We start from the raw sequence: 17,363 nt of genomic DNA, 5'->3' as shown, positions 1-17,363 counted from the left end.
GCTTCATGACGCATTACGGGCGTGCGACCTACTCGTTGCGGTGTCGCTCGCCCGAACCGCGTCGGCAGTCCCAGGCGCCGTCGTCGTCGGTTGGGTACGCAGATTGGCTATCCGAACGTGTCGGATGCTCAATTGCGGAAGGAGCGCTCGGGTGAAATCCGGAAGCCCTGGAATCGACAGCGACCGCACCCATTAGCGGCCCTCCAAGCTCCTCGCGCAGGCGTCCCGCTTTCCGCTGGCGCACGGCCCGTATTACTCGGATAACTACTGCAACGGCGAGGGCCGCCGCGAACAACAGCGAGAGCACACCCGCGATCTGGCCAGCAATATCCATATCCATGCGATCGTCCTAGAGTTCAGCCCGCTCGGATTGGGGCTGCTCTTCCTCGCGTGCCATCTTAATTCCATCGCGAACCGCTGAGCGGATGACGCCGTGTAGAACGTAAAAGAACACGGCGGCGATCAGGACCAGCATGACGATCGAGTTCAATGCGGAGGCGTCCATGCTTCAACCGTACTGTGTTGACCGGTTTCCCGGGATGGCAGGGACACGCCGCGAATTAAGCGCTGGCGGTCAATCACCATAGGCTGGCTGCATGGGGGATCAACCGTTGCGTGCTCGTGGCCTGGGTCGTCTTTCAATCATCGGCTCCCTCGCAGCAGTAATTCTTGGGCTGATCGCGGTCATTATGATCGCGAAAATTCACGGCCTCGACTTCCACGTGTATCGCCAAGGTGCAGTGACTTTGCTGGAAGCCGGCGGCACCCAGCTATATGACCCAGTAGCGGTTGATACCGCCAGCAAGGGGCTGCCGTTCACCTATCCTCCGTTTGCAGCGCTCCTCTTCACACCCCTGGCACTGATACCGGGTTCGGCAGGACTGACCGTGATGACACTCATTTCCTGCGCATGCCTCGTGGCAATCTCATTCGTTGTCGTCAATTACCTGGGTAAGAGCGGTTCGGTGCGAATCCCACTGCTGGCAGGAACCGCAGGGAAATTGCTGGCTGTTGCACTGGCAACGCTCCTGATCGGAATAACAGGGCCATGGCGCGAAGGCCTCGGATTCGGGCAGATCAACTCGATCATCATGCTCCTGATCGTTGTCGACCTGGTCCGGCCACCATCGCGGATTCCTCGCGGCGCCCTGATCGGTTTGGCTGCCGGTATCAAACTCACGCCTCTGGCATTCGGGTTGATCTTCCTGGCCCGCGGGGACTGGCGCTCGATCCTCACCATGGGCGCGAGCTTCGCGGGCACTATTGCCGTTGGCTGGCTTGTGCTTCCCGTTGGCAGCGGAGCGTTCTGGCTCGATGCGCTCCTGAACCCCGAACGCGTAGGAGACACAGACGACATGTACAACGTGTCGATCAACTCGATGCTTGCGCACCTGCACACTCCCGAAGAACTGCATCGGGTGATCTGGCTCCTACTGTGTGCGGCAGTCATCGCGGTCGGATTCATCGCCATCCGAAAAGCGGACTCCTACGGAGACGTGATTGCCGCGATCAGTGCCAACGCCATCGTCATGCTCGCAATCTCACCCATCTCCTGGTTTCACCACTGGGTGTGGGTTGCCCTCATCATTCCCGCGCTGTACGTCTCGGCACGTCGCCGCACGGGCTGGGCACGCGCCGTCGGACTTGGACTTGCCATCGTCATGTTGCCTACGTTCATGATGGCCTCAATGACTCTCACACTGCTCCTGAACGGAAGTACGAGTGGGCAGGGCCCCATGCATCTTGAGGTTATTTCGGGAACCGGCCTTATTTTGTCCCTTGTTGCGCTCGCTTACTGGGCTGCAATGCCCCGCCGCGTCGCGACCCCCAGCGTTGGGGCGAGAACGCCGGGTACATCCCGCGCGTAGCACCTACCGCAGTTCAGCGGTAACCGCCAGCATGGGAAGCGTCTGCACGATGGATCGCCTCCTCAACCCGAAAGATGAAATCCGCAAGCTTCAGGGTGGAGCTTTCCCGTATTCGCCCTTTCGTGGAGCTGAGCGTAGCTATCGTGACAAGCATGGAACGGTCTCTGAATCACCTTCGCCGCTGGGGTGCACCAGCCTTCGCAGTAGTTTTCTTCATCCTCTGGTGCATCGCCGAAGCAGGCCGGATGGGCGGATCGTTCACCGCCTGGTCGGGAGCGTTGCCGCTGGTTCTGATGACCTTCGCGATAGCGCTGTCGGTTTGGGTGCCCTACGCTTCCATGGCGATCACGGCGGCGTTACTTCTCGGCCAGCTGTTCCACCTGATTCCCCCTCCGTATTCGAACCACTGGGCCATCTACCTCGGCGCGTTCATCGCGCTCGGATTCACCCTGTGGGTCTCCAACAGGAGGACCCGGTTGATCGCCGTCGGGCTGAACGTGGTCTTCGCGGCACTGATGACCGTGCTCATGTTGTCGTGGCGCTACGGCGGCGGCGTCGGCTGGTTCCCCGACCTCGGTTACGGTGATTCTGTTACGTTCAGCCAATTCGGCTGGCAGCTCTTTGCCCTCTTGCTCCTGATCGCCGGCGGGTGTGCCGCCGTCGGGCTCTTGCTTGCGCTGTTCCTGGAAAGAGAGTCTCTCTTCCAGGCTCGCGCTACCGCCCAGCGCGGGCTTCACAAAGCTGAGGTCAACCTGGTGGTCGAGCAGGAACGGTCGAGGATTTCGAGGGATCTTCATGACGTTCTCGCTCACTCGCTGACCGTGATTTCCGCACAGGCGGACGGTATCCGTTACCTCAATAAGGGCCTCCCGGCGTCGGTCACCGAAGCTTTGGAGAGCATCGCGCGCTCGGCCCGCAGTGCGCTTCTGGACGCGCAGCGCGTCATCGAGGGCGGCGAGAACGACGACGACGCCCGCCCCCAGCCGCAACTGAACGATCTGGAGTCGCTTGTCGAGGAAATGCGGAACGGCGGTCTAAGGATCGAGTTCGGCGAATCCGGTGAACGCAGAGATCTCACCGATGGTCAACAGGTCGCTATCTACCGGATAGTGCAGGAGTCCCTGACGAACGCGCTCAAGCACGGCGGACGGGATACGGATGTGAGGCTGCATCTAGACTGGAGCGGGCCGGGCCTCACCGTGCACGTCGCGTCGACCATCGCAGAAACCGACGCCGCGGCCGAGCCGGAGGCGGATCGCGTTGGACGTGGCCTGCCCGGGATGCGGGAACGGGCTCACCTCGCCGGTGGTTGGGTGACTGCCGGTCCCGATGGCGAACACTTCCGGGTCACCGCCTACATCCCGTACCCGAAGCAGGAGCAAAGCGTGGACGATGGGGCGAGCAGTGACAATGACTGACCACGGATCCCGTATCTCCGTTGCGCTGGTCGATGATCAGGACCTGTTCCGTGCCGGCATTCGCATGCTCATCGAAAGCCAGGAAGACATGTTCTTCGTCGGCGAAGCCATCAACGGGGAGGAAGCGGTTGTCCTGGCGGCTGAGAACCCACCGGATGTCCTGCTCATGGACCTGCGGATGCCCGTACTCGATGGTGTTACGGCGACCCGGCAGATCGTCGACCGCGCCAAGGCTGCCGGAACAGAGCTGCCGAAGATCATCGCGCTCACCACGTTCAACCGCGACCAGGCAGTGGTCGACGCCGTGCACGCCGGTGCCAGCGGATACCTGCTCAAGAGCGCGGAACCAGAGTTCCTGCTCGCCGCGATCCGAACCGTGCACTCCGGCTATTCAGTCATTGCGCCGGGTTCTATCCACTCCCTCTTCGAACATGCCGCGCGCACGCTCCCCGCCGCAGGTCCGGACCTGTCAGTGCTTGACGCCCTGTCCGGACGTGAAGGTGAAGTCTTCCTCCTGGCGGCGAAGGGACTCAGCAACAGCGAGATGGCCGAAAGCCTGTTCGTCTCAGAGGCCACCATCAAAACGCACCTGCGCAACGTGCTGGACAAGCTCGACCTACGCACCCGCGTGCAACTCATCGCTTTTGCGCACGAGCACAGGCTGTTGGGTTAGGTGGCGGCCATGGGGGAGGTTCTTTTCATCGCCCTGGCGATTGTCGTCGTCGTGATCGCAGCCGTACTGGTGAGACACACGGTGAAGGAACGCCAGCCCAAGGATTATGAGGAGCGGCCGCCTGCACCCGAAGCTGTCAGCCAGTGCCGTACCCCGGAACAGATGGCGGTTGCCCGCGAACTGGCTCGCCAGATCCTCGAGACGGATGCCCGGCAGCATCCCCGTTAGGTCAAGTCAGCCGTTGCGGCGCTCGTAGCGTTTCCGCGCCAGATCGTAGGCCTCACGGAGAAGCTCCCCCGTTGCCGCGCTGGTCCGCTGCCCCGGATTGAGCACGCACAACCAGCCCAGCGAACCGTAGACGGGGTGAGCCATGACGACGTCCAGGCGGCCGGCGTCGTCGTTCGTTTCAAATGCCTGTGCCGCTGTGTAACTCTCGAACGCTGATCTGCCTGCAGCGATATTCACCCTGAAGATTCCCGGCCGGTCCAGGCGCGACCTCGCGTCTTCGGGATAGTTCTTCGTCACGATCGTGGCGAAGGGCTGTGTTGCCTGCGGCATCTTCCCGTTGGGCGCGTAGTAGAAGAAGGTGTCGCCCCAGGCGAGTTCCGGCGATCCGTCGCCTTCGGAGACGGTGAAGGCTGCCGCACCGTCGAACGATTTGACCAGTGTGATCACTTCATCGATGTCCATCCATCAAGCCTGTCATTGAAGTACATATGGAGGGTTCTCCTGCGCTGTGCATGACATCCGGGGATGAAAGTCTACATTTGGAGTATGCGAACCATCGACGTCGCCCGCCGCGTTGGCTGCTCGGTTCAGCTCATCCGCAACCTTGAACGCGATGGGATATTGCCGTTCAGCGCCAGAACGCGAGCGGGTTATAGGCAGTACGCGGAGGTCCACTTGAAATCAGCGCTGGCGTACAGTGCCTTGGCGGCCGCTGTGGGCCCGGTTGAAGGCAAGCGGCTTGTGCGCACGGTCCATCGTGGCCCGGTACACGAAGTGCTTGAGCTACTCGATGTGGCGCATAGCCGGCTTCTCGAGGAGCGGATCGGGTGCCGCGCAACGAGGGCAGCCGTCGCAGCAATCTCGGGAGAACATATCGACGACGGCGCCCACCGCGACTCGATGGCGGTTGCAGAACTCGCTGGCGCACTTGGGATCCGAACCTCAACTTTGCGGCATTGGGAGGCGGAGCACCTCATCACCCCTGTCCGGCTACCCCCGCGGGGTGCTCGCCAGTACACGCCGTCGGTAATCCGGGATGTGCGGATCGTTCATCAGTTGCGCTGCGCCGGATACCGGATCGACACTCTGCAGGAACTCATGCCGCACATCCGCGAGGGGAAACGCTTGGACGACCTTGCAGCGATCCTGGCACGGCGCGAGGCCGATATCGAGTTCCGATCCCGGGCACTGCTGGCAGCATCCTCTGAGTTGGACGCGCTGCTTACTCTTGTTGACGCGGTCCGGGACTGAGCATTTTCGGGCGTTCGTTCGTTTTGACTGAGGTTCGGCGGCCGCTTTGGGAAGCGGTACAGAACCGGCCGCGAGACTAGGCGTTTTCCTGCTCAAGCCGGGTGACGTCGTCGTCGTTTTCTAGTTCAGGCTCCCAACGCAGAATGTCGCCGGGCTGGCAGTCGAGCACCTCGCACAGCGCTTCGAGCGTAGTGAACCGGACGGCCTTGGCGCGGCCGTTCTTCAGCACCGCCAGGTTGGCCGGCGTGATGCCGATGCGGTCGGCAAGGGCACCGACGGGCATCTTCCGTTTGGCCAGCATGACGTCGATATCGACGATGATGGGCACTAGATTACCTCATCGAGTTCGGTCCGCAGGTGCTTCGCTTCAGCATCGCGGGCAACGGCCTGTGCGAGCAGGGTCCGCATCACCAGAACGATCAGCGCCACCCCGCCGATCATCAGAGATGCACCGCAGATCAGCAGCACGATCCCTGGGGCAATTTCACCAGGCGCCAGCAGAACAGCAAGCCCGAACACGAGGACCGCGGCAGCTGCAATCGCCCAGAAGATGATGTCGACGTATCGGAATGCGGCCTTCGAAAAGACAGTGTTGCGGCGGACCATCGTCAGCAGTTTCCATACACACAGCGCCGTGATCTGAACTGTGACGATGCCAAACACGACGATCGCGTTGAACGTGATCCGCAGTCCGGTCGGCACGCCCGCTTCTTCCAGGTCCGTTGAAATCAGCGGCACCATCCACAACTGCACAAACAGCGAACCGGCCAGCACCATCGCAATCACGATCCGTAATGCGAGGATGGTCAGTTTTCCCATCGGAACTCCTTCGATTGACTTACGTTGAGAATCTATCGTTAAACGATAAGTGTCAGCAAGCGCAACATTCTCGGACTGAAGGCACCGTCGTCGTTATAATCGGTTCAGCTTCAAGAGTTGCGGTGCCAAGCTCCGACTGGCCGCACACCAACCCCATGTTCACGGGTGGTTCGGATGAGGAAGCGGCCTTCGCCGCCCTGATGGGCGCTGGCGGGGGCAAGAGCAACCGAAGGACGCGCCGTGAGCCCCAGCCCCTCAGACGACTGTCTGCCTGCAGTTTTCCCCATTCTTGACGTGTACGACGGCGTCATCGAGTTTCGCGTTGACGGCCAGTGGGAGCGCCGCTGGGTTGCGGACATCCACTCGTTGGACGCGGTGCTGCGGCGGAGCGTGTGCCGGCCGGAATGGGATTCTTTCGCGGAGACGCTCGTAGTGCGGATTGCTTCGCTCGGGCGGCGCAGCGGGCTGCGGGTTGAGGTGCCGCTGCTGGCTGCCTGTCCGGTCATGGCGGTGGAGGCGGTGCGTGAGGTCCGCGACCTTGAGCCGGCGTGAGCGCGCGGCGTAGGAGAGCGGGCGTTTAGGCTGAGCGGATGGAATGGATTCCGGATGTCGAGCGCGGAGCGTGGCTGAAAGAGCGGCTGAACTGGTCTTCGAATGACATGCACGCCGTGGTCCCGCGCGGGTTCCAGGCGTACGCCCGGATCTTCCACCCGGCCTCGCGGGACCGCCCTGCCGAGACGAAGACCTGGCACGGCTATGAACCCGGAAACGTGATGGACTTCGAAACGGAAACCGTGACCTGGCAACAAACGGCTGACGCTTTCGGCACTGAGATGCACGCACTTGCCCAGTTCCACCGGCTGGTCAGGACCGCAGAACTTTACTCTTCACAGGAGCTCGACCCTGCCGGCTGGCGCTATACCTGCCCTCGGTTGGGCAATCTCGACGTCGGCATCCTGGCTGCCGTTGCTGCGCACCTCGCGGAGCACACAAGTACACCGGACGACGGCGCGGCCGCCGTCTGGGGTGGCTGGGGCGGGCTGACCACTGGAGCAAGCTGCGCCGTACTTACCGCTACTGAGAACGACGACGGAACGCTCAATGCGACCCAATCCCCGCAGGGTTCCGATGAGCCCGGGACGGGCATACTCCCCCGGGCAGTTGCTACTGGCCCGGAACTCGAACTGCCGCAGCGGGAGTATTACCTGTTCGACGCCGGCGCCACCGACTTCGCATACGCCGACTGGCCCTCGAAGGCACCCTGGATAAGCCACACCTGGGACCCACAATCTCCCAGCATCATCTGGCCCGAGGACCACGCCTGGGTTCTGGTGAGCGAGATCGACTTCGACTCCACGATCGTCGCCGGCAGCCTCGAACTCGTATCCGCGCTGTGCCGCGATCCTGACATCGAAGCCCTCATCATCAGTGAGGGTGCGGACCTGACCTGGGATGCCGACGTCGTCAATCGGCCGAGCAATTAGGGGGTTGTCGCCCGCTACACCCGTTGAGTCCGAGGATTACGACGAACCCCGCCGAACCCGAACCACCCGCCCGGTGTACGAACTCCGCCACGGACAGCAGGTTGAGCGCGTGCAACGAGACTTGGATAATTTACTGGCCACACACCCGGCGGGCTCGCGGAACTCACTCACTCTGCCGGTCTCGAAGTGACCCGGACAGATCCTCTCGTAGACAGCGAGTTCACCGTCTACTTGAGCCAGAAACCTCCACTCTGCGTCACAATATACATTCCGACGTTCCCGGATCCACCCTGCTCCATGAGCGAAAGGGAAATGACCTTCACGTCGAAGGTCATGTTTCCGTTGGCGAAGGCGTCATAACGAAGGTCTGGATTGTTTTGGTGGTAGTCCGAGATGATCTCGATCGCTTCTTCGGCCGTCATGGCGGTCACGGGATCGAGCGTGGGCCACACAGCCGCTTTCTCTGGAGGTACACCGGCTTCGATCAGATCTTGCCTGCTCTGCCCAGGACTCAATGGTTGGGGATTTCCTACTACTGGCGGTTTCGGCGCTCGCGTCTGAGGAATTTCGGGTTCCGGTGGTGCTTCCGACGTCGAAGCCGAGGAAGAGGGCGCCTGAGTGGGATCGGGGGCTGCGGACGGACTCGGAGATGCGGATGGGCTCGCCGACGCGTTGCCGCTTTCACCCGCAGGGTTGCTTGTTCTCGCCTCCGTCGTTGACTCACTGCAGGCAGTGGCCGAGAACACCAAGGCGAGCGCGGCGACTCCGGCTTTCGCATAGCTTGTTCTCTTCAGCCGCACTCGTTCCCCTCCGTCGTGCATTACTGGTTACCTTCACAAACTATCTAGAAGGCTTCGCTGTGTACAGCGAAGCTGGACGGCCGGTGACCACACTGGCGACCGGCCGTCCTGGCATTGCTCAGCTCCGATGAAGGATGCTTTGCGTCTTCATCAACCCGGCTAGGGCGCCGAATCCACCACGGAGGTCCGCACGGAAGTCCAGGTCGAGACGGTTCCGGCGGGTCCCCAGTGCGGGGAGTCCTTTAGCACCACGTCCCGTTCCCCAATCACCAGTCCCGAAGCGGGATCGATAACCATGTCCGTACGCGCAACTCCGCCCGGTGAGGGAAAGCCGATAGCGATTCCGGTTCTGCCATCGATGGTCGCCTGTCTGTCCGCGAGGGTAACGCCGGGGATGAGTGCGGCGGCCCTGTACAGTGTGGCGCGAAGGTCAGCAGGGACGACTCCAGTACGAAGCCCGTCGGCTATTGCTACGAAGGCCGCCCTTTCAGGGGATTTGTTTTTGCCCTCCGTCCGCTCGTAAATGATGTCCAGCAGAACCTGTGGGTCCCTGGGTAGGCTGCTGGCTTCTTCAAGGTGTGTGCCTGGAATGACTTCTGGCCCGAACCCACCGAAGGCACCTCCTGGAGCCCGCCGAACCCCAACCAATGGAGTTGCCCCTTCCGGCAACGGTTTTTCCGGCAGTTTTTCCAGCTCGGCCGCTGCAGCCTTCGCTTCCTCGTTGGGGAACGCGAAGGGGACACTCTCTTCGCGGTTCCAGACCCATACTGCATTCCTGTCAGCTGGTATGTAGAGCTGCCTGCCGGTCTTTGCCAGCCAAGAGACGCCACTTCCATCGGCGGCCTGCATGCCTGAATGAACAACGGCCGTGGTCTCGATTTTGAGGTACTGGCCGGGCTTCACCACCGGGTCAGAGGTCTGAATCGTTGCTGCTGCGGCGTTGCTCAGTACTTCAGCGGCTTCAGCAGTTGCTCCGGGGGTGGGCCTGATAACTTCTGCGCCGACGATTCCTCCCACAAGCAGTGCCGCCGCTGCAGAAACAATCAGCGCACGACGACGGAAGCGGATCGGGCTGACAGTGCCCTTCGTATGTGGACCGATCGTTGTCGAGGCCGAATTCGGGCTCACCTTGGCCATGACCTTCTTGCGGCCACGAGCCAAGGTGGCCGGCGCAACAGAACCGATGTCGTCACGCATTTCGCGGAGCAGCTGCAAATCGTCCATGGTCGTTCTCCGTTTCATCAAGTTGTTCAAGGTTGAGTTGGGCCCGCATAGCCCTGCGTGCGCGATTCAAGCGAGAGCGGACAGTTCCCACCGGAACTTGCATCGCCAAGGCGATCCCTTCATAGGTCAGGTCAGCCCAGGCATAGAGCAGCAACGTTTCCCGATCAACTGCGGTCATACCCTTGAGGGTCCGGGCAAGGCGTCCGGTCGCCACCTTGGCGTCCACCCGGTCAGCAATGCGGTCAGAGTCATCGGCCACAGCCTCATCCGAGGCCGCTTTCGCCGCAGCTTTGAGCACCTTGGCCTCAGCCCGGTGATGTCGTCGGAGCAGATTGGTGGCGATACCGAACAACCAGGGCCGGGCATCCTCCCGGTCAAGGTCGTACGTTCCTAACTGTTCCCACGCGACCAAGAAAGTTTCAGACGTCACGTCGTCAGCGGCGAAGTCACCGGCCCTTCTGGCTGCGTATCTATAGATGACTGATGCGTGTCTGTCGTACAACTCCCCAAAAGCTGCGGGGCTGTCGCGGGACCGCCTGATGATGTCGTTGTCTGTGCTCACACTATGTATTGCCCGCTGGCCGCAGAAGGGTTCACGGAGCATGCCCTTCTGGCGCTCAATGATGATTCATCGAAGCGTACAGGTGACCCTGAGGGCTGGACACGGCGCCCCCAACGTACGGGATAAAGTGGCACGTTATGGGGACTAACCAGAGGTCGGAGCCGGAGCAGATTGTCATCTATGACGTCGGCGCAGAAGACGATGTGCCGATTGCCTCAACTGAAGTGCCACCCGCCGGCCCGGCGGCGCTTCAACCCGCACTTCGTCGCGGCCTGGTCACTCACGTCCATAATTCTGATACTCGGAGTGTTGTGGCTGTTTGGCTACGAGCGGGGAATATCGCCACCCGCTTATGCGAATCAAGTAAGCATTGATCCAACCACCGGACTCATTGAACCGGTAAGTAGCGACCCGTTCATGAACATCATGCTCAACCTGAACGACGTCGGCCCCCTCCTTCTTGTCGCAGGGCTTGCCACAACGGTGCTTCTGTTGGCAATGCACGGAGCACTCCGCAGCCGGGCAGCCAAACCGACAACCTGACGCGGCACTTCAGCCCGCTGAAACTTTCAATTGCGTGCAACTTTTCGCAGTTGCGCGGACACTACAGGGTATGGGGACACCAGGTCAGGACGATTCGGTCCTGTGGCAGAGCAGCCTGAAAGGCGATGGCGAGACCTTCGGAGCGCTCTTCGACAGGCATAGGGACCGGGTCTACCGACATGCCTGCCGCCTCACCGACAACCGAACCGATGCCGAGGACGTCACCGCTGCGGCCTTCCTCGAGTTATGGCGACGCCGGTCGAAAGTAACGCTCATCAACCAGTCGGTCCTGCCCTGGCTTCTCGTGACAACCACCCACTGTGCCAGCAACGCCCGGCGGTCCGTCCATCGGTACCGCAAGCTGCTCGCGAAACTGCCACGCACACCACACGCACCCGACGCGGCAGATACCTTCGCTGAACAAAACCTGCTGGACGGAGTCAGCACGCAACTATCCAGAGCGTTGCGCTCCCTGAACCCGCTCGATCTGAAGTTGGTCACCCTCGTGGTGCTGGAGGGGTACACGGTATCCGCGGCAGCGCCCTTGCTTCGACTCAGCCCTGAGGCGGCAAAAGCCCGGCTGCACCGAGCCAAACGTCGGGTCCGGCAAGACCTTGAGGCCTCGAACGGCAATGCTGTTCTTCACCCCATCCAGGAAGGACGGCCATGAACCGCTTCCGAATCGACGAAACTTTCAGCCGCGGTCTGCGCGAAAACCTGGTCAGCCGAGCCGAGGCGAGCCGGAAGTCCCACCCGGCGAGCCGTCGTCGTCGTTGGCAGTTTGGCGCTGGGATTGTCGCAGCTGTGGGGCTTGCGGGTGGCGCAGGTGCTGCGACGGCGGGCTTCTTTCACATTCCGGGTTCGGATATCGTCACCAATGTCTCTGAGCCCACCGAAGATGTTTACACCGGCACGACGAGCATCGAGCTCGGACCGGCTCCCGAGGATGCAACGCACATCTTCGTCGAGCTCACCTGCCTCTCCGCCGGCACCCTTTACTGGGAGGACGGCGCTTCTTCCAGCTGCAGTGTCGGAGACCCGCCCACATGGGGCGGCTATACGATGCCGTTGCAGCCCGGGCAACATTCCACGGAGGTCAGAACCAGCGGTCCGGAGGTCATGTTCCGCGCCCGCGTGACCTACGTGAACGAGACCCCCACTGAATGGGCGGTCAACGAAAATGGGCACACCTACGGCGGCCCGAACGACCAGGGTGAACCCGACCTCCTGGCCGTCTTCGCCACGAACGGCCAGAGGGGTTACGTCTACCGCGATGAACTCAATGAAGCATCAGGCGGGGGCGAGAACTTCACGAGCCCAGCGGAAGCGCTCGCGTGGCAGGAGTCGATGAAAGGCAAGACGGTTACGGTGCCCGTGTACAAGTCCGACGGCGAAACGGTCATCGGGGAGTTCGTCGCCGGTCCTGGTGATTCGGTTGGGCTGATGGACCACCCCGACTTTGTCGGTAGGCTCTTGCACCATGTCATTGGGGCGCGAGTACCGGAAGTTGTGGGCTGGTAATGCAGCATCCAACTTCGGTGATGGCGTCAGTTTCATTGCCATACCGCTGCTCGCGACGGCGCTGACCGCGGATCCTCTGTTGATCGCGGGTCTATCGATGGTCTACTCCGGAGCCAGGCTCCTTGTGGTCCTGCCTGTCGGTGCGTTTGTTGACCGGTTGGACCGAAAAAGGATTCTTTGGGCCGGCAACCTGGCCAGGGGAATTCTGCTGGGCGTGCTCGCTCTGCTGGTCGCCAGCGGGGCCGAGTCGATACTTGCCCTGTACATCGTCTTCACGCTGATCGGTCTGCTCGAAACGGCTACCGACAACGCGGCACTGTCGATCCTCCCCTCGATTGTGGGCACCAAAGACCTGGACAAGGCCAACAGCCAGATAGCAGCAACACAACTGATCGCCGACGAGTTTGTCGGCCCGCCGATTGGTGGACTGATGTTCGCCGCGGCGGTCGCGCTACCGGTGGCGGTGACGGGCGGAGCCTACGCGGCGGCCGCGATCTTCTTCGTCGGGCTCACCGGCACGTTCCGCCCTGCGTGCAGCGGCCACCCACCGTCACTGCGCCGGGAAGTCAAGGAGGGCGCTTCGTGGCTAGTGCGTCACCGTCTGCTCCGGACGCTTGCCATTGTCACCGGGCTGGCAAGCATCGCCTACATGATGCCTTTCTCCATACTTGTTCTATTCGCCCGGGACAATCTCGGACTGGATCCGGCCGGTTACGGTGTTCTTCTTTCGGTGTCGGCGCTTGGTGGGCTCGCCGGGTCGGCCATCGCGGTGCCGCTGCGCCGCTGGGTTGGATACGCAGCTACAGCAGCTGGGAGCCTTGTCCTCGGCTCGCTCGCCCTGATCGTCATCGCTTGGTCGAACACGTCCTGGATAGCAGGACCAGCGTTGGCGGCGTACATTTTGCACGCCGTTTTGTACAGCGTCTGCGTGGCGTCCATACGGCAACGCCTGGTGCCCGAGGGCCTCCGCGGTCGCGTGAACGCGGTGTCGAAGCTGTTCGCGCTCGCGGGCCTGGCAATCGGTGCGGGACTTGGTGGGATTCTTGCAAGCACGGTCGGCCTGGAGGCACCGTTTGTAGCGGGTGGGATCCTTTTCGCTATCTGTACGCTGATCGCCTGGCCCGCGTTGCAAGACTGGGAACGAGCTTCCGTAGAAGACTAGGGGTGCCAGACTGGCTCGCGGTAGGGCTTGAAGTGCCGGTCCTTGGTCCGCCGCGTACGCACCCCGTCCCGGTGTGGGCCACTGACCAGTTCCCCGTCGAAGCTGAGAAATTCACACGACCGTCGACGACTGCGGATGATCCCTCCCTTGAGGATCAGGTGCTGGAGTATTTCCCAAGCCTCCCCGATGCCATCATCACCAAAGTCTCTCCCACCTAAGCCTTGATCCACCGGTGGTGGCGGGGTCAGTGCCGGCGGTTTAAACACGAAATGCCTGTCTTTTCGGGAAGAATGACGTTTGTCTAGAACCCATTCGCCACGAAAAGAGAGGCATCTCGTAGATGCAACTTTCCCATGCCCGGTCGTCCTTGTCAGCTTCCTTCGATGAGCCGAACCTCGTGTCGGACGTCGGTCTGGTCCCGGTGATGGTTCTGGCCAGGGAAGCCGGGCTCGGTGACTTGGCGCAGAAGCAGCTGAGCGTTCCGACGGACAAGGGCGCCAACGCGGGGCTGAAGGTGGCCTCGCTCATCGCGGGCATGGTTGCCGGTGCTGATTCCATCGATGACATGGCCCTGCTCCGCCACGGCGGTATGGGCAAGGTCTTTGGCTCCTGCTACGCTCCCTCAACCCTGGGTTCGTTCCTGCGTTCTTTCACTTTCGGGCATGTCCGCCAGTTGGACGCGGTCGCTTCCCGGTTCCTGGTGAATCTGGCGGACCGGACCCCGTTGTTGGGCAGTAACACCAATGAATACACCCTGGTTGATGTGGATGACACGATCATCGAAGTTCATGGCTACCAGAAGCAGGGCTCGAGCTACGGATATTCCGGAGTGCGGGGGTTGAACGCTTTGCTGGCCACCGTATCCACGAAGGACGCGGCACCGGTCATTCTTGCCCAGCGGCTGCGCAAGGGATCCACCGGCTCACCCCGCGGTGCGGCACGGCTGGTCGCTGACGCCCTAGCCACGCTCAAACGGGTCCGCGGCAACAACCCCGGGCCCGTACTGTTGCGAGCAGACTCAGCGTTTTACGGGTACGCCACCGTCAATGCCGCTGCCAAGGCCGGGGCAGCGGTTTCCATCACGGCCCGCATGGACAAGGCCATCAAACGGGCAATCGCGGGCATCGAAGCTAAAGCGTGGAAGCCGATCCAGTACACCGACGCGGTCTTCGACGAAGCCGCGGACCGGTGGATCTCCTCCGCCGAGGTCGCCGAAACACCTTTCACCGCCTTCAGCTCCCGTAAGCAGGCCGAACAGGTCACCGGACGCCTGATCGTGAGGAGAATCCCCGATCTGAATCCCCACGCACGCGCCGGCCAGCCCACAATGTTCGACACCTACCGCTTCCACGCGTTCTTCACCACAGGCAACCTGGACACCGTCACCGCCGACAAAACCCACCGCGGCCACGCCATCATCGAACAAGTCAACGCGGACCTGAAACAAAGCGCCCTGGCTCACCTACCCTCAGGTGTTTTCACCGCCAACGCCGCCTGGCTGGTCCTGGCCGTCATGGCATTCAACCTCACCCGAGCAGCAGCGACCGCCGCCGGAAACGGGCTGGCCAAAGCCAGGACAGGAACAATCCGCCGCAAACTGATCAGCGTCCCAGCCAGAATCGCCTCCAGAGCACGGAAACTGATACTCCACCTGCCCAACAACTGGCCATGGGAAACCGCCTGGACACAACTCTTCAACCAGGCTCTCCGGCAGTCCTTGAAGATCTGACCGAAACCACCCCTACCGCAACCACCAAGGACTCACCGTGGAACACCGCCGGCAGCAGGGCCGGACACTGCCGCACGCCCCCGAGCCCGATCCGCCCGGCAACAAAAAATCAGAGACCACTCATCAGACCATCGGTGGATCAAGGCTAAGGTCCACCATCCCAGGTCAGGCCCATCGATGACTACGACGAAGCTGTCGGTGATGCTCACCACGAATGGCATTGCGCCACGGCGATGCGGCGCGACCGTGATGACCCGGTCGAATTCGGCCTGATGCGTCGAGACGGTCACTTCGCCGTCGTCGCCAACTAACGCGATCATTCGAGCAACCAGCGCATCACCTGCGGTGGGGGCCAGCGAAAGTTCCGAAAAATACCCCTCGAGCAGCCTCAGTGCTTCATACGGGCCAGAGTCCCAGTCAAGTTCCCATCGCTCACGGCGGCGTAGAGCGCCTGGTCCGGGCAGAACCTCGACGACCAGCCATTGCTCAGCGATCATCGATAGTTGCCCAATGCGGAAGGAGGGAAGCCGATGGTCATTTGGAGCGACTAGCTTCTCTTCGACGGCAGAGCCGAAAAGTTGGCGTGCTCGAAGGACCAACTGTTCGAACGCTGCATGATGGGCATCTGGTATCGGTGGCACGTGAATATTCTTGCCCAGTAACGCGGAACCGCCATGGGAACTTGAAAACCAACTATGGACCGAGGGATACCTAATGTGTCGAGCGGGTCCACGAGCTGAGTAAGTACAGCCTCCGCACAATCTGAAACACATAGGAACCGCGTTGCGCAACAAATGGTGACGCGAACGGTTCGACGGCGGCGAGCTAGCTATGGTGAGAAAGATGCGTTCTGAAGCGACCGGGGCGCACCGTTCCGGCTCTCAACCTAGTTGGCCAGGATCGCAGTCGCGGAGTGGTTAGGTTGATTCAAATGGTGCGCAAATTAAGCGTCGGTGTCGTAGGGGCAACCGGTCAAGTCGGGACACTCGTTAGAAACCTACTGCGAGAACGTGCCTTCCCTGTTGCGGAGGTACGTTTTTTTGCCTCTGCTCGCAGTGCAGGCGCATCACTTCCATGGGGCGACGGGAAGGTCCTCATAGAAGACGCGGTAACCGCAGATCCAACAGGTCTGGACATCGCCATCTTCTCAGCCGGTGCGTCAACGGCAAGAAGCCTTGCTCCTCGGTTCGCTGGCGCTGGGGTAACGGTTATCGACAACTCATCTGCGTTCCGCATGGATCCAGACGTGCCCCTCGTGGTCAGCGAAGTCAATCCCCACGCGATCAACAGCGCAAGGAAAGGGATCATCGCCAACCCAAACTGTACGACCATGGCTGCCATGCCTGCCTTGAAGGTTCTTGACTGGGCAGCAGGGCTGCAACGATTAATCATCAGCACCTACCAGGCGGTTTCAGGCGCAGGCAAGGACGCAGGTCCAGCCTTGGCGAAGGAGGTTGATGCCGCTATAGAGCAAGGCGTTCTGAACCTGCTGCACGATGGCGCCTCTGTCCAGTTCCCCGCTGACAAAGTGTTCGCCGAGACGATAGCGTTCAATGTCATCCCGCTCGCCGGTACGATCCTCGATGACGGTTCCTTCGAGACCAGTGAAGAACAAAAGCTCCGTAATGAAAGCCGGAAGATCCTCGAACTGCCCGATCTGTTGGTCAGCGGCACCTGTACACGGGTACCGGTGCTCACTGGACACTCGCTGTCAGTCAATGCCGAGTTCGCCAATCCACTGTCAGTCGCTCAAGCAATCGGGCTGTTGAGAGAAGCGCCTGGTGTGGTCCTTACTGATGTCCCTACACCGTTGAAAGCTGCGGGAACAGACGTATCCCTCGTTGGGCGGCTACGAGCGGACGAAGGTGTCCCGGAAGGACGTGGACTCGCGATGTTCATCAGCGGCGACAACCTCCGCAAAGGCGCAGCTCTGAACGCAGTTCAAATCGCTGAACTCGTGGGGGCAGCTGACGCCGTGCTCTGATCCACTCATGAGGTTCCAACTCCTGAGGTGCTCGCTGTCAAGCAACAGCCGATTCGGATGCAACGCGGTCTTCTTAGGCTTGAACAGCGCTGACCTG

At 61.4% G+C, this 17,363-nt stretch carries 24 protein-coding genes and 1 riboswitch; of the genes, 15 read left to right on the top strand and 9 right to left on the bottom strand.

Annotation, left to right across the window (positions count from 1 at the left end):
• Positions 1 to 28: 28 nt before the first annotated feature.
• Both BJ994_RS00710 and BJ994_RS00705 read right to left on the bottom strand, forming a co-directional pair.
• On the bottom strand, positions 29 to 340 hold the full coding sequence (locus tag BJ994_RS00710; protein ID WP_167990391.1) for a hypothetical protein: 312 nt from the start codon (positions 338 to 340) through the stop codon (positions 29 to 31).
• A gap of 9 nt (positions 341 to 349) precedes the next feature.
• Positions 350 to 505, bottom strand: a complete 156-nt coding sequence (locus BJ994_RS00705) for a hypothetical protein (protein WP_167990389.1) — start codon at positions 503 to 505, stop codon at positions 350 to 352.
• Between the two features lie 91 nt (positions 506 to 596).
• On the opposite strand from BJ994_RS00705, the gene BJ994_RS00700 reads away from it, so the two are divergent.
• The 4 genes from BJ994_RS00700 (at position 597) to BJ994_RS00685 (ending at position 4,187) form a co-directional block, all read left to right on the top strand.
• Positions 597 to 1,868, top strand: a complete 1,272-nt coding sequence (locus BJ994_RS00700; RefSeq protein WP_167990386.1) for a glycosyltransferase 87 family protein — start codon at positions 597 to 599, stop codon at positions 1,866 to 1,868.
• A gap of 152 nt (positions 1,869 to 2,020) precedes the next feature.
• Positions 2,021 to 3,286, top strand: coding sequence for a sensor histidine kinase (locus tag BJ994_RS00695; protein ID WP_167990384.1), 1,266 nt, complete (start codon positions 2,021 to 2,023; stop codon positions 3,284 to 3,286).
• Positions 3,279 to 3,959 carry a response regulator gene (locus tag BJ994_RS00690; RefSeq protein WP_167990381.1) on the top strand — a complete coding sequence of 227 codons (681 nt, stop codon included), beginning with the start codon at positions 3,279 to 3,281 and terminating at the stop codon, positions 3,957 to 3,959. The genes BJ994_RS00695 and BJ994_RS00690 overlap by 8 nt, the downstream gene beginning before the upstream one ends.
• Before the next feature lie 9 nt (positions 3,960 to 3,968).
• On the top strand, positions 3,969 to 4,187 hold the full coding sequence (locus BJ994_RS00685; protein WP_167990379.1) for a hypothetical protein: 219 nt from the start codon (positions 3,969 to 3,971) through the stop codon (positions 4,185 to 4,187).
• Positions 4,188 to 4,193: 6 nt separating this feature from the next.
• Here BJ994_RS00685 and BJ994_RS00680 read toward each other — a convergent pair whose 3' ends face one another.
• Entirely contained in the window at positions 4,194 to 4,649 is a 456-nt protein-coding gene (locus BJ994_RS00680) for a DUF6194 family protein (RefSeq protein ID WP_167990377.1), read from the bottom strand.
• Positions 4,650 to 4,733: 84 nt separating this feature from the next.
• Here BJ994_RS00680 and BJ994_RS00675 point away from each other — a divergent pair, with 84 nt between their 5' ends.
• Positions 4,734 to 5,438, top strand: coding sequence for a MerR family transcriptional regulator (locus BJ994_RS00675; protein ID WP_167990375.1), 705 nt, complete (start codon positions 4,734 to 4,736; stop codon positions 5,436 to 5,438).
• A gap of 76 nt (positions 5,439 to 5,514) precedes the next feature.
• On the opposite strand, the gene BJ994_RS00670 is transcribed toward BJ994_RS00675, so the two are convergent.
• Both BJ994_RS00670 and BJ994_RS00665 read right to left on the bottom strand, forming a co-directional pair.
• The gene (locus tag BJ994_RS00670) at positions 5,515 to 5,766 is read right to left on the bottom strand and encodes a helix-turn-helix domain-containing protein (RefSeq protein WP_167990372.1); all 252 of its coding nucleotides are present in this window, start codon (positions 5,764 to 5,766) and stop codon (positions 5,515 to 5,517) included.
• Complete coding sequence (locus BJ994_RS00665; protein ID WP_167990370.1) at positions 5,766 to 6,257, bottom strand: DUF2975 domain-containing protein; 492 nt, start codon at positions 6,255 to 6,257, stop codon at positions 5,766 to 5,768. Before BJ994_RS00665 ends, BJ994_RS00670 begins: the two co-directional genes overlap by 1 nt.
• 108 nt (positions 6,258 to 6,365) lie before the next feature.
• Positions 6,366 to 6,486, top strand: a riboswitch (SAM riboswitch).
• Positions 6,487 to 6,497: 11 nt separating this feature from the next.
• Between BJ994_RS00665 and BJ994_RS00660 the strand changes: the two genes are divergently transcribed.
• Positions 6,498 to 6,809: a hypothetical protein gene (locus tag BJ994_RS00660; protein WP_167990367.1), complete on the top strand. Its 312-nt coding sequence runs from the start codon at positions 6,498 to 6,500 to the stop codon at positions 6,807 to 6,809.
• Positions 6,810 to 6,847: 38 nt separating this feature from the next.
• Positions 6,848 to 7,741 (top strand): hypothetical protein, encoded by an 894-nt coding sequence (locus BJ994_RS00655; protein ID WP_167990365.1) that lies wholly within the window; start codon positions 6,848 to 6,850, stop codon positions 7,739 to 7,741.
• Positions 7,742 to 7,968: 227 nt separating this feature from the next.
• Here BJ994_RS00655 and BJ994_RS00650 read toward each other — a convergent pair whose 3' ends face one another.
• Complete coding sequence (locus BJ994_RS00650; RefSeq protein ID WP_167990362.1) at positions 7,969 to 8,172, bottom strand: hypothetical protein; 204 nt, start codon at positions 8,170 to 8,172, stop codon at positions 7,969 to 7,971.
• 187 nt (positions 8,173 to 8,359) lie between these two features.
• Here BJ994_RS00650 and BJ994_RS00645 point away from each other — a divergent pair, with 187 nt between their 5' ends.
• Complete coding sequence (locus BJ994_RS00645) at positions 8,360 to 8,521, top strand: hypothetical protein (protein WP_167990360.1); 162 nt, start codon at positions 8,360 to 8,362, stop codon at positions 8,519 to 8,521.
• A gap of 179 nt (positions 8,522 to 8,700) precedes the next feature.
• On the opposite strand, the gene BJ994_RS00640 is transcribed toward BJ994_RS00645, so the two are convergent.
• Together BJ994_RS00640 and BJ994_RS00635 are read right to left on the bottom strand one after the other, a co-directional pair.
• Positions 8,701 to 9,765, bottom strand: coding sequence for a CU044_5270 family protein (locus BJ994_RS00640; protein WP_167990357.1), 1,065 nt, complete (start codon positions 9,763 to 9,765; stop codon positions 8,701 to 8,703).
• Positions 9,731 to 10,369, bottom strand: coding sequence for an RNA polymerase sigma factor (locus BJ994_RS00635; RefSeq protein ID WP_167990355.1), 639 nt, complete (start codon positions 10,367 to 10,369; stop codon positions 9,731 to 9,733). Before BJ994_RS00635 ends, BJ994_RS00640 begins: the two co-directional genes overlap by 35 nt.
• A gap of 168 nt (positions 10,370 to 10,537) precedes the next feature.
• On the opposite strand from BJ994_RS00635, the gene BJ994_RS00630 reads away from it, so the two are divergent.
• The 6 genes from BJ994_RS00630 (at position 10,538) to BJ994_RS00605 (ending at position 15,282) form a co-directional block, all read left to right on the top strand.
• On the top strand, positions 10,538 to 10,870 hold the full coding sequence (locus BJ994_RS00630) for a hypothetical protein (RefSeq protein ID WP_167990353.1): 333 nt from the start codon (positions 10,538 to 10,540) through the stop codon (positions 10,868 to 10,870).
• 70 nt (positions 10,871 to 10,940) lie between these two features.
• Positions 10,941 to 11,540 carry an RNA polymerase sigma factor gene (locus BJ994_RS00625; RefSeq protein WP_167990350.1) on the top strand — a complete coding sequence of 200 codons (600 nt, stop codon included), beginning with the start codon at positions 10,941 to 10,943 and terminating at the stop codon, positions 11,538 to 11,540.
• Positions 11,537 to 12,391, top strand: a complete 855-nt coding sequence (locus tag BJ994_RS00620) for a peptidase M56 family protein (RefSeq protein ID WP_167990347.1) — start codon at positions 11,537 to 11,539, stop codon at positions 12,389 to 12,391. Before BJ994_RS00625 ends, BJ994_RS00620 begins: the two co-directional genes overlap by 4 nt.
• Complete coding sequence (locus BJ994_RS00615; RefSeq protein ID WP_167990345.1) at positions 12,351 to 13,553, top strand: MFS transporter; 1,203 nt, start codon at positions 12,351 to 12,353, stop codon at positions 13,551 to 13,553. The genes BJ994_RS00620 and BJ994_RS00615 overlap by 41 nt, the downstream gene beginning before the upstream one ends.
• Before the next feature lie 2 nt (positions 13,554 to 13,555).
• Positions 13,556 to 13,771 carry a hypothetical protein gene (locus BJ994_RS00610; RefSeq protein ID WP_167990343.1) on the top strand — a complete coding sequence of 72 codons (216 nt, stop codon included), beginning with the start codon at positions 13,556 to 13,558 and terminating at the stop codon, positions 13,769 to 13,771.
• 122 nt (positions 13,772 to 13,893) lie between these two features.
• A complete protein-coding gene (locus BJ994_RS00605) occupies positions 13,894 to 15,282 on the top strand; it encodes an IS1380 family transposase (protein WP_167990340.1) in 1,389 nt (462 codons plus the stop codon).
• A 32-nt stretch (positions 15,283 to 15,314) separates the two neighbouring features.
• Here the strand turns inward: BJ994_RS00605 and BJ994_RS00600 are convergent, their stop codons facing one another.
• Positions 15,315 to 15,923 carry a hypothetical protein gene (locus tag BJ994_RS00600; protein ID WP_167990338.1) on the bottom strand — a complete coding sequence of 203 codons (609 nt, stop codon included), beginning with the start codon at positions 15,921 to 15,923 and terminating at the stop codon, positions 15,315 to 15,317.
• 290 nt (positions 15,924 to 16,213) lie between these two features.
• On the opposite strand from BJ994_RS00600, the gene BJ994_RS00595 reads away from it, so the two are divergent.
• Positions 16,214 to 17,266, top strand: a complete 1,053-nt coding sequence (locus BJ994_RS00595) for an aspartate-semialdehyde dehydrogenase (protein WP_167995763.1) — start codon at positions 16,214 to 16,216, stop codon at positions 17,264 to 17,266.
• Positions 17,267 to 17,363: the final 97 nt, after the last annotated feature.

Origin of the sequence: Arthrobacter pigmenti, from assembly GCF_011927905.1 — a bacterium.
In the GTDB taxonomy this organism is placed as follows: domain Bacteria; phylum Actinomycetota; class Actinomycetes; order Actinomycetales; family Micrococcaceae; genus Arthrobacter_D; species Arthrobacter_D pigmenti.
Note: the sequence above shows the minus strand (reverse complement) of the source record. Positions and strands in the feature narration are given on the sequence as shown.

Coding starts and splice junctions, on each gene's coding strand:
- BJ994_RS00710 (WP_167990391.1), bottom strand. CDS start 340: ATGGATATGGATATTGCTGGCCAGATCGCGGGTGTGCTCTCGCTGTTG.
- BJ994_RS00705 (WP_167990389.1), bottom strand. CDS start 505: ATGGACGCCTCCGCATTGAACTCGATCGTCATGCTGGTCCTGATCGCC.
- BJ994_RS00700 (WP_167990386.1), top strand. CDS start 597: ATGGGGGATCAACCGTTGCGTGCTCGTGGCCTGGGTCGTCTTTCAATC.
- BJ994_RS00695 (WP_167990384.1), top strand. CDS start 2,021: ATGGAACGGTCTCTGAATCACCTTCGCCGCTGGGGTGCACCAGCCTTC.
- BJ994_RS00690 (WP_167990381.1), top strand. CDS start 3,279: ATGACTGACCACGGATCCCGTATCTCCGTTGCGCTGGTCGATGATCAG.
- BJ994_RS00685 (WP_167990379.1), top strand. CDS start 3,969: ATGGGGGAGGTTCTTTTCATCGCCCTGGCGATTGTCGTCGTCGTGATC.
- BJ994_RS00680 (WP_167990377.1), bottom strand. CDS start 4,649: ATGGACATCGATGAAGTGATCACACTGGTCAAATCGTTCGACGGTGCG.
- BJ994_RS00675 (WP_167990375.1), top strand. CDS start 4,734: ATGCGAACCATCGACGTCGCCCGCCGCGTTGGCTGCTCGGTTCAGCTC.
- BJ994_RS00665 (WP_167990370.1), bottom strand. CDS start 6,257: ATGGGAAAACTGACCATCCTCGCATTACGGATCGTGATTGCGATGGTG.
- BJ994_RS00655 (WP_167990365.1), top strand. CDS start 6,848: ATGGAATGGATTCCGGATGTCGAGCGCGGAGCGTGGCTGAAAGAGCGG.
- BJ994_RS00640 (WP_167990357.1), bottom strand. CDS start 9,765: ATGGACGATTTGCAGCTGCTCCGCGAAATGCGTGACGACATCGGTTCT.
- BJ994_RS00635 (WP_167990355.1), bottom strand. CDS start 10,369: ATGCTCCGTGAACCCTTCTGCGGCCAGCGGGCAATACATAGTGTGAGC.
- BJ994_RS00625 (WP_167990350.1), top strand. CDS start 10,941: ATGGGGACACCAGGTCAGGACGATTCGGTCCTGTGGCAGAGCAGCCTG.
- BJ994_RS00620 (WP_167990347.1), top strand. CDS start 11,537: ATGAACCGCTTCCGAATCGACGAAACTTTCAGCCGCGGTCTGCGCGAA.
- BJ994_RS00615 (WP_167990345.1), top strand. CDS start 12,351: ATGTCATTGGGGCGCGAGTACCGGAAGTTGTGGGCTGGTAATGCAGCA.
- BJ994_RS00605 (WP_167990340.1), top strand. CDS start 13,894: ATGCAACTTTCCCATGCCCGGTCGTCCTTGTCAGCTTCCTTCGATGAG.
- BJ994_RS00595 (WP_167995763.1), top strand. CDS start 16,214: ATGGTGCGCAAATTAAGCGTCGGTGTCGTAGGGGCAACCGGTCAAGTC.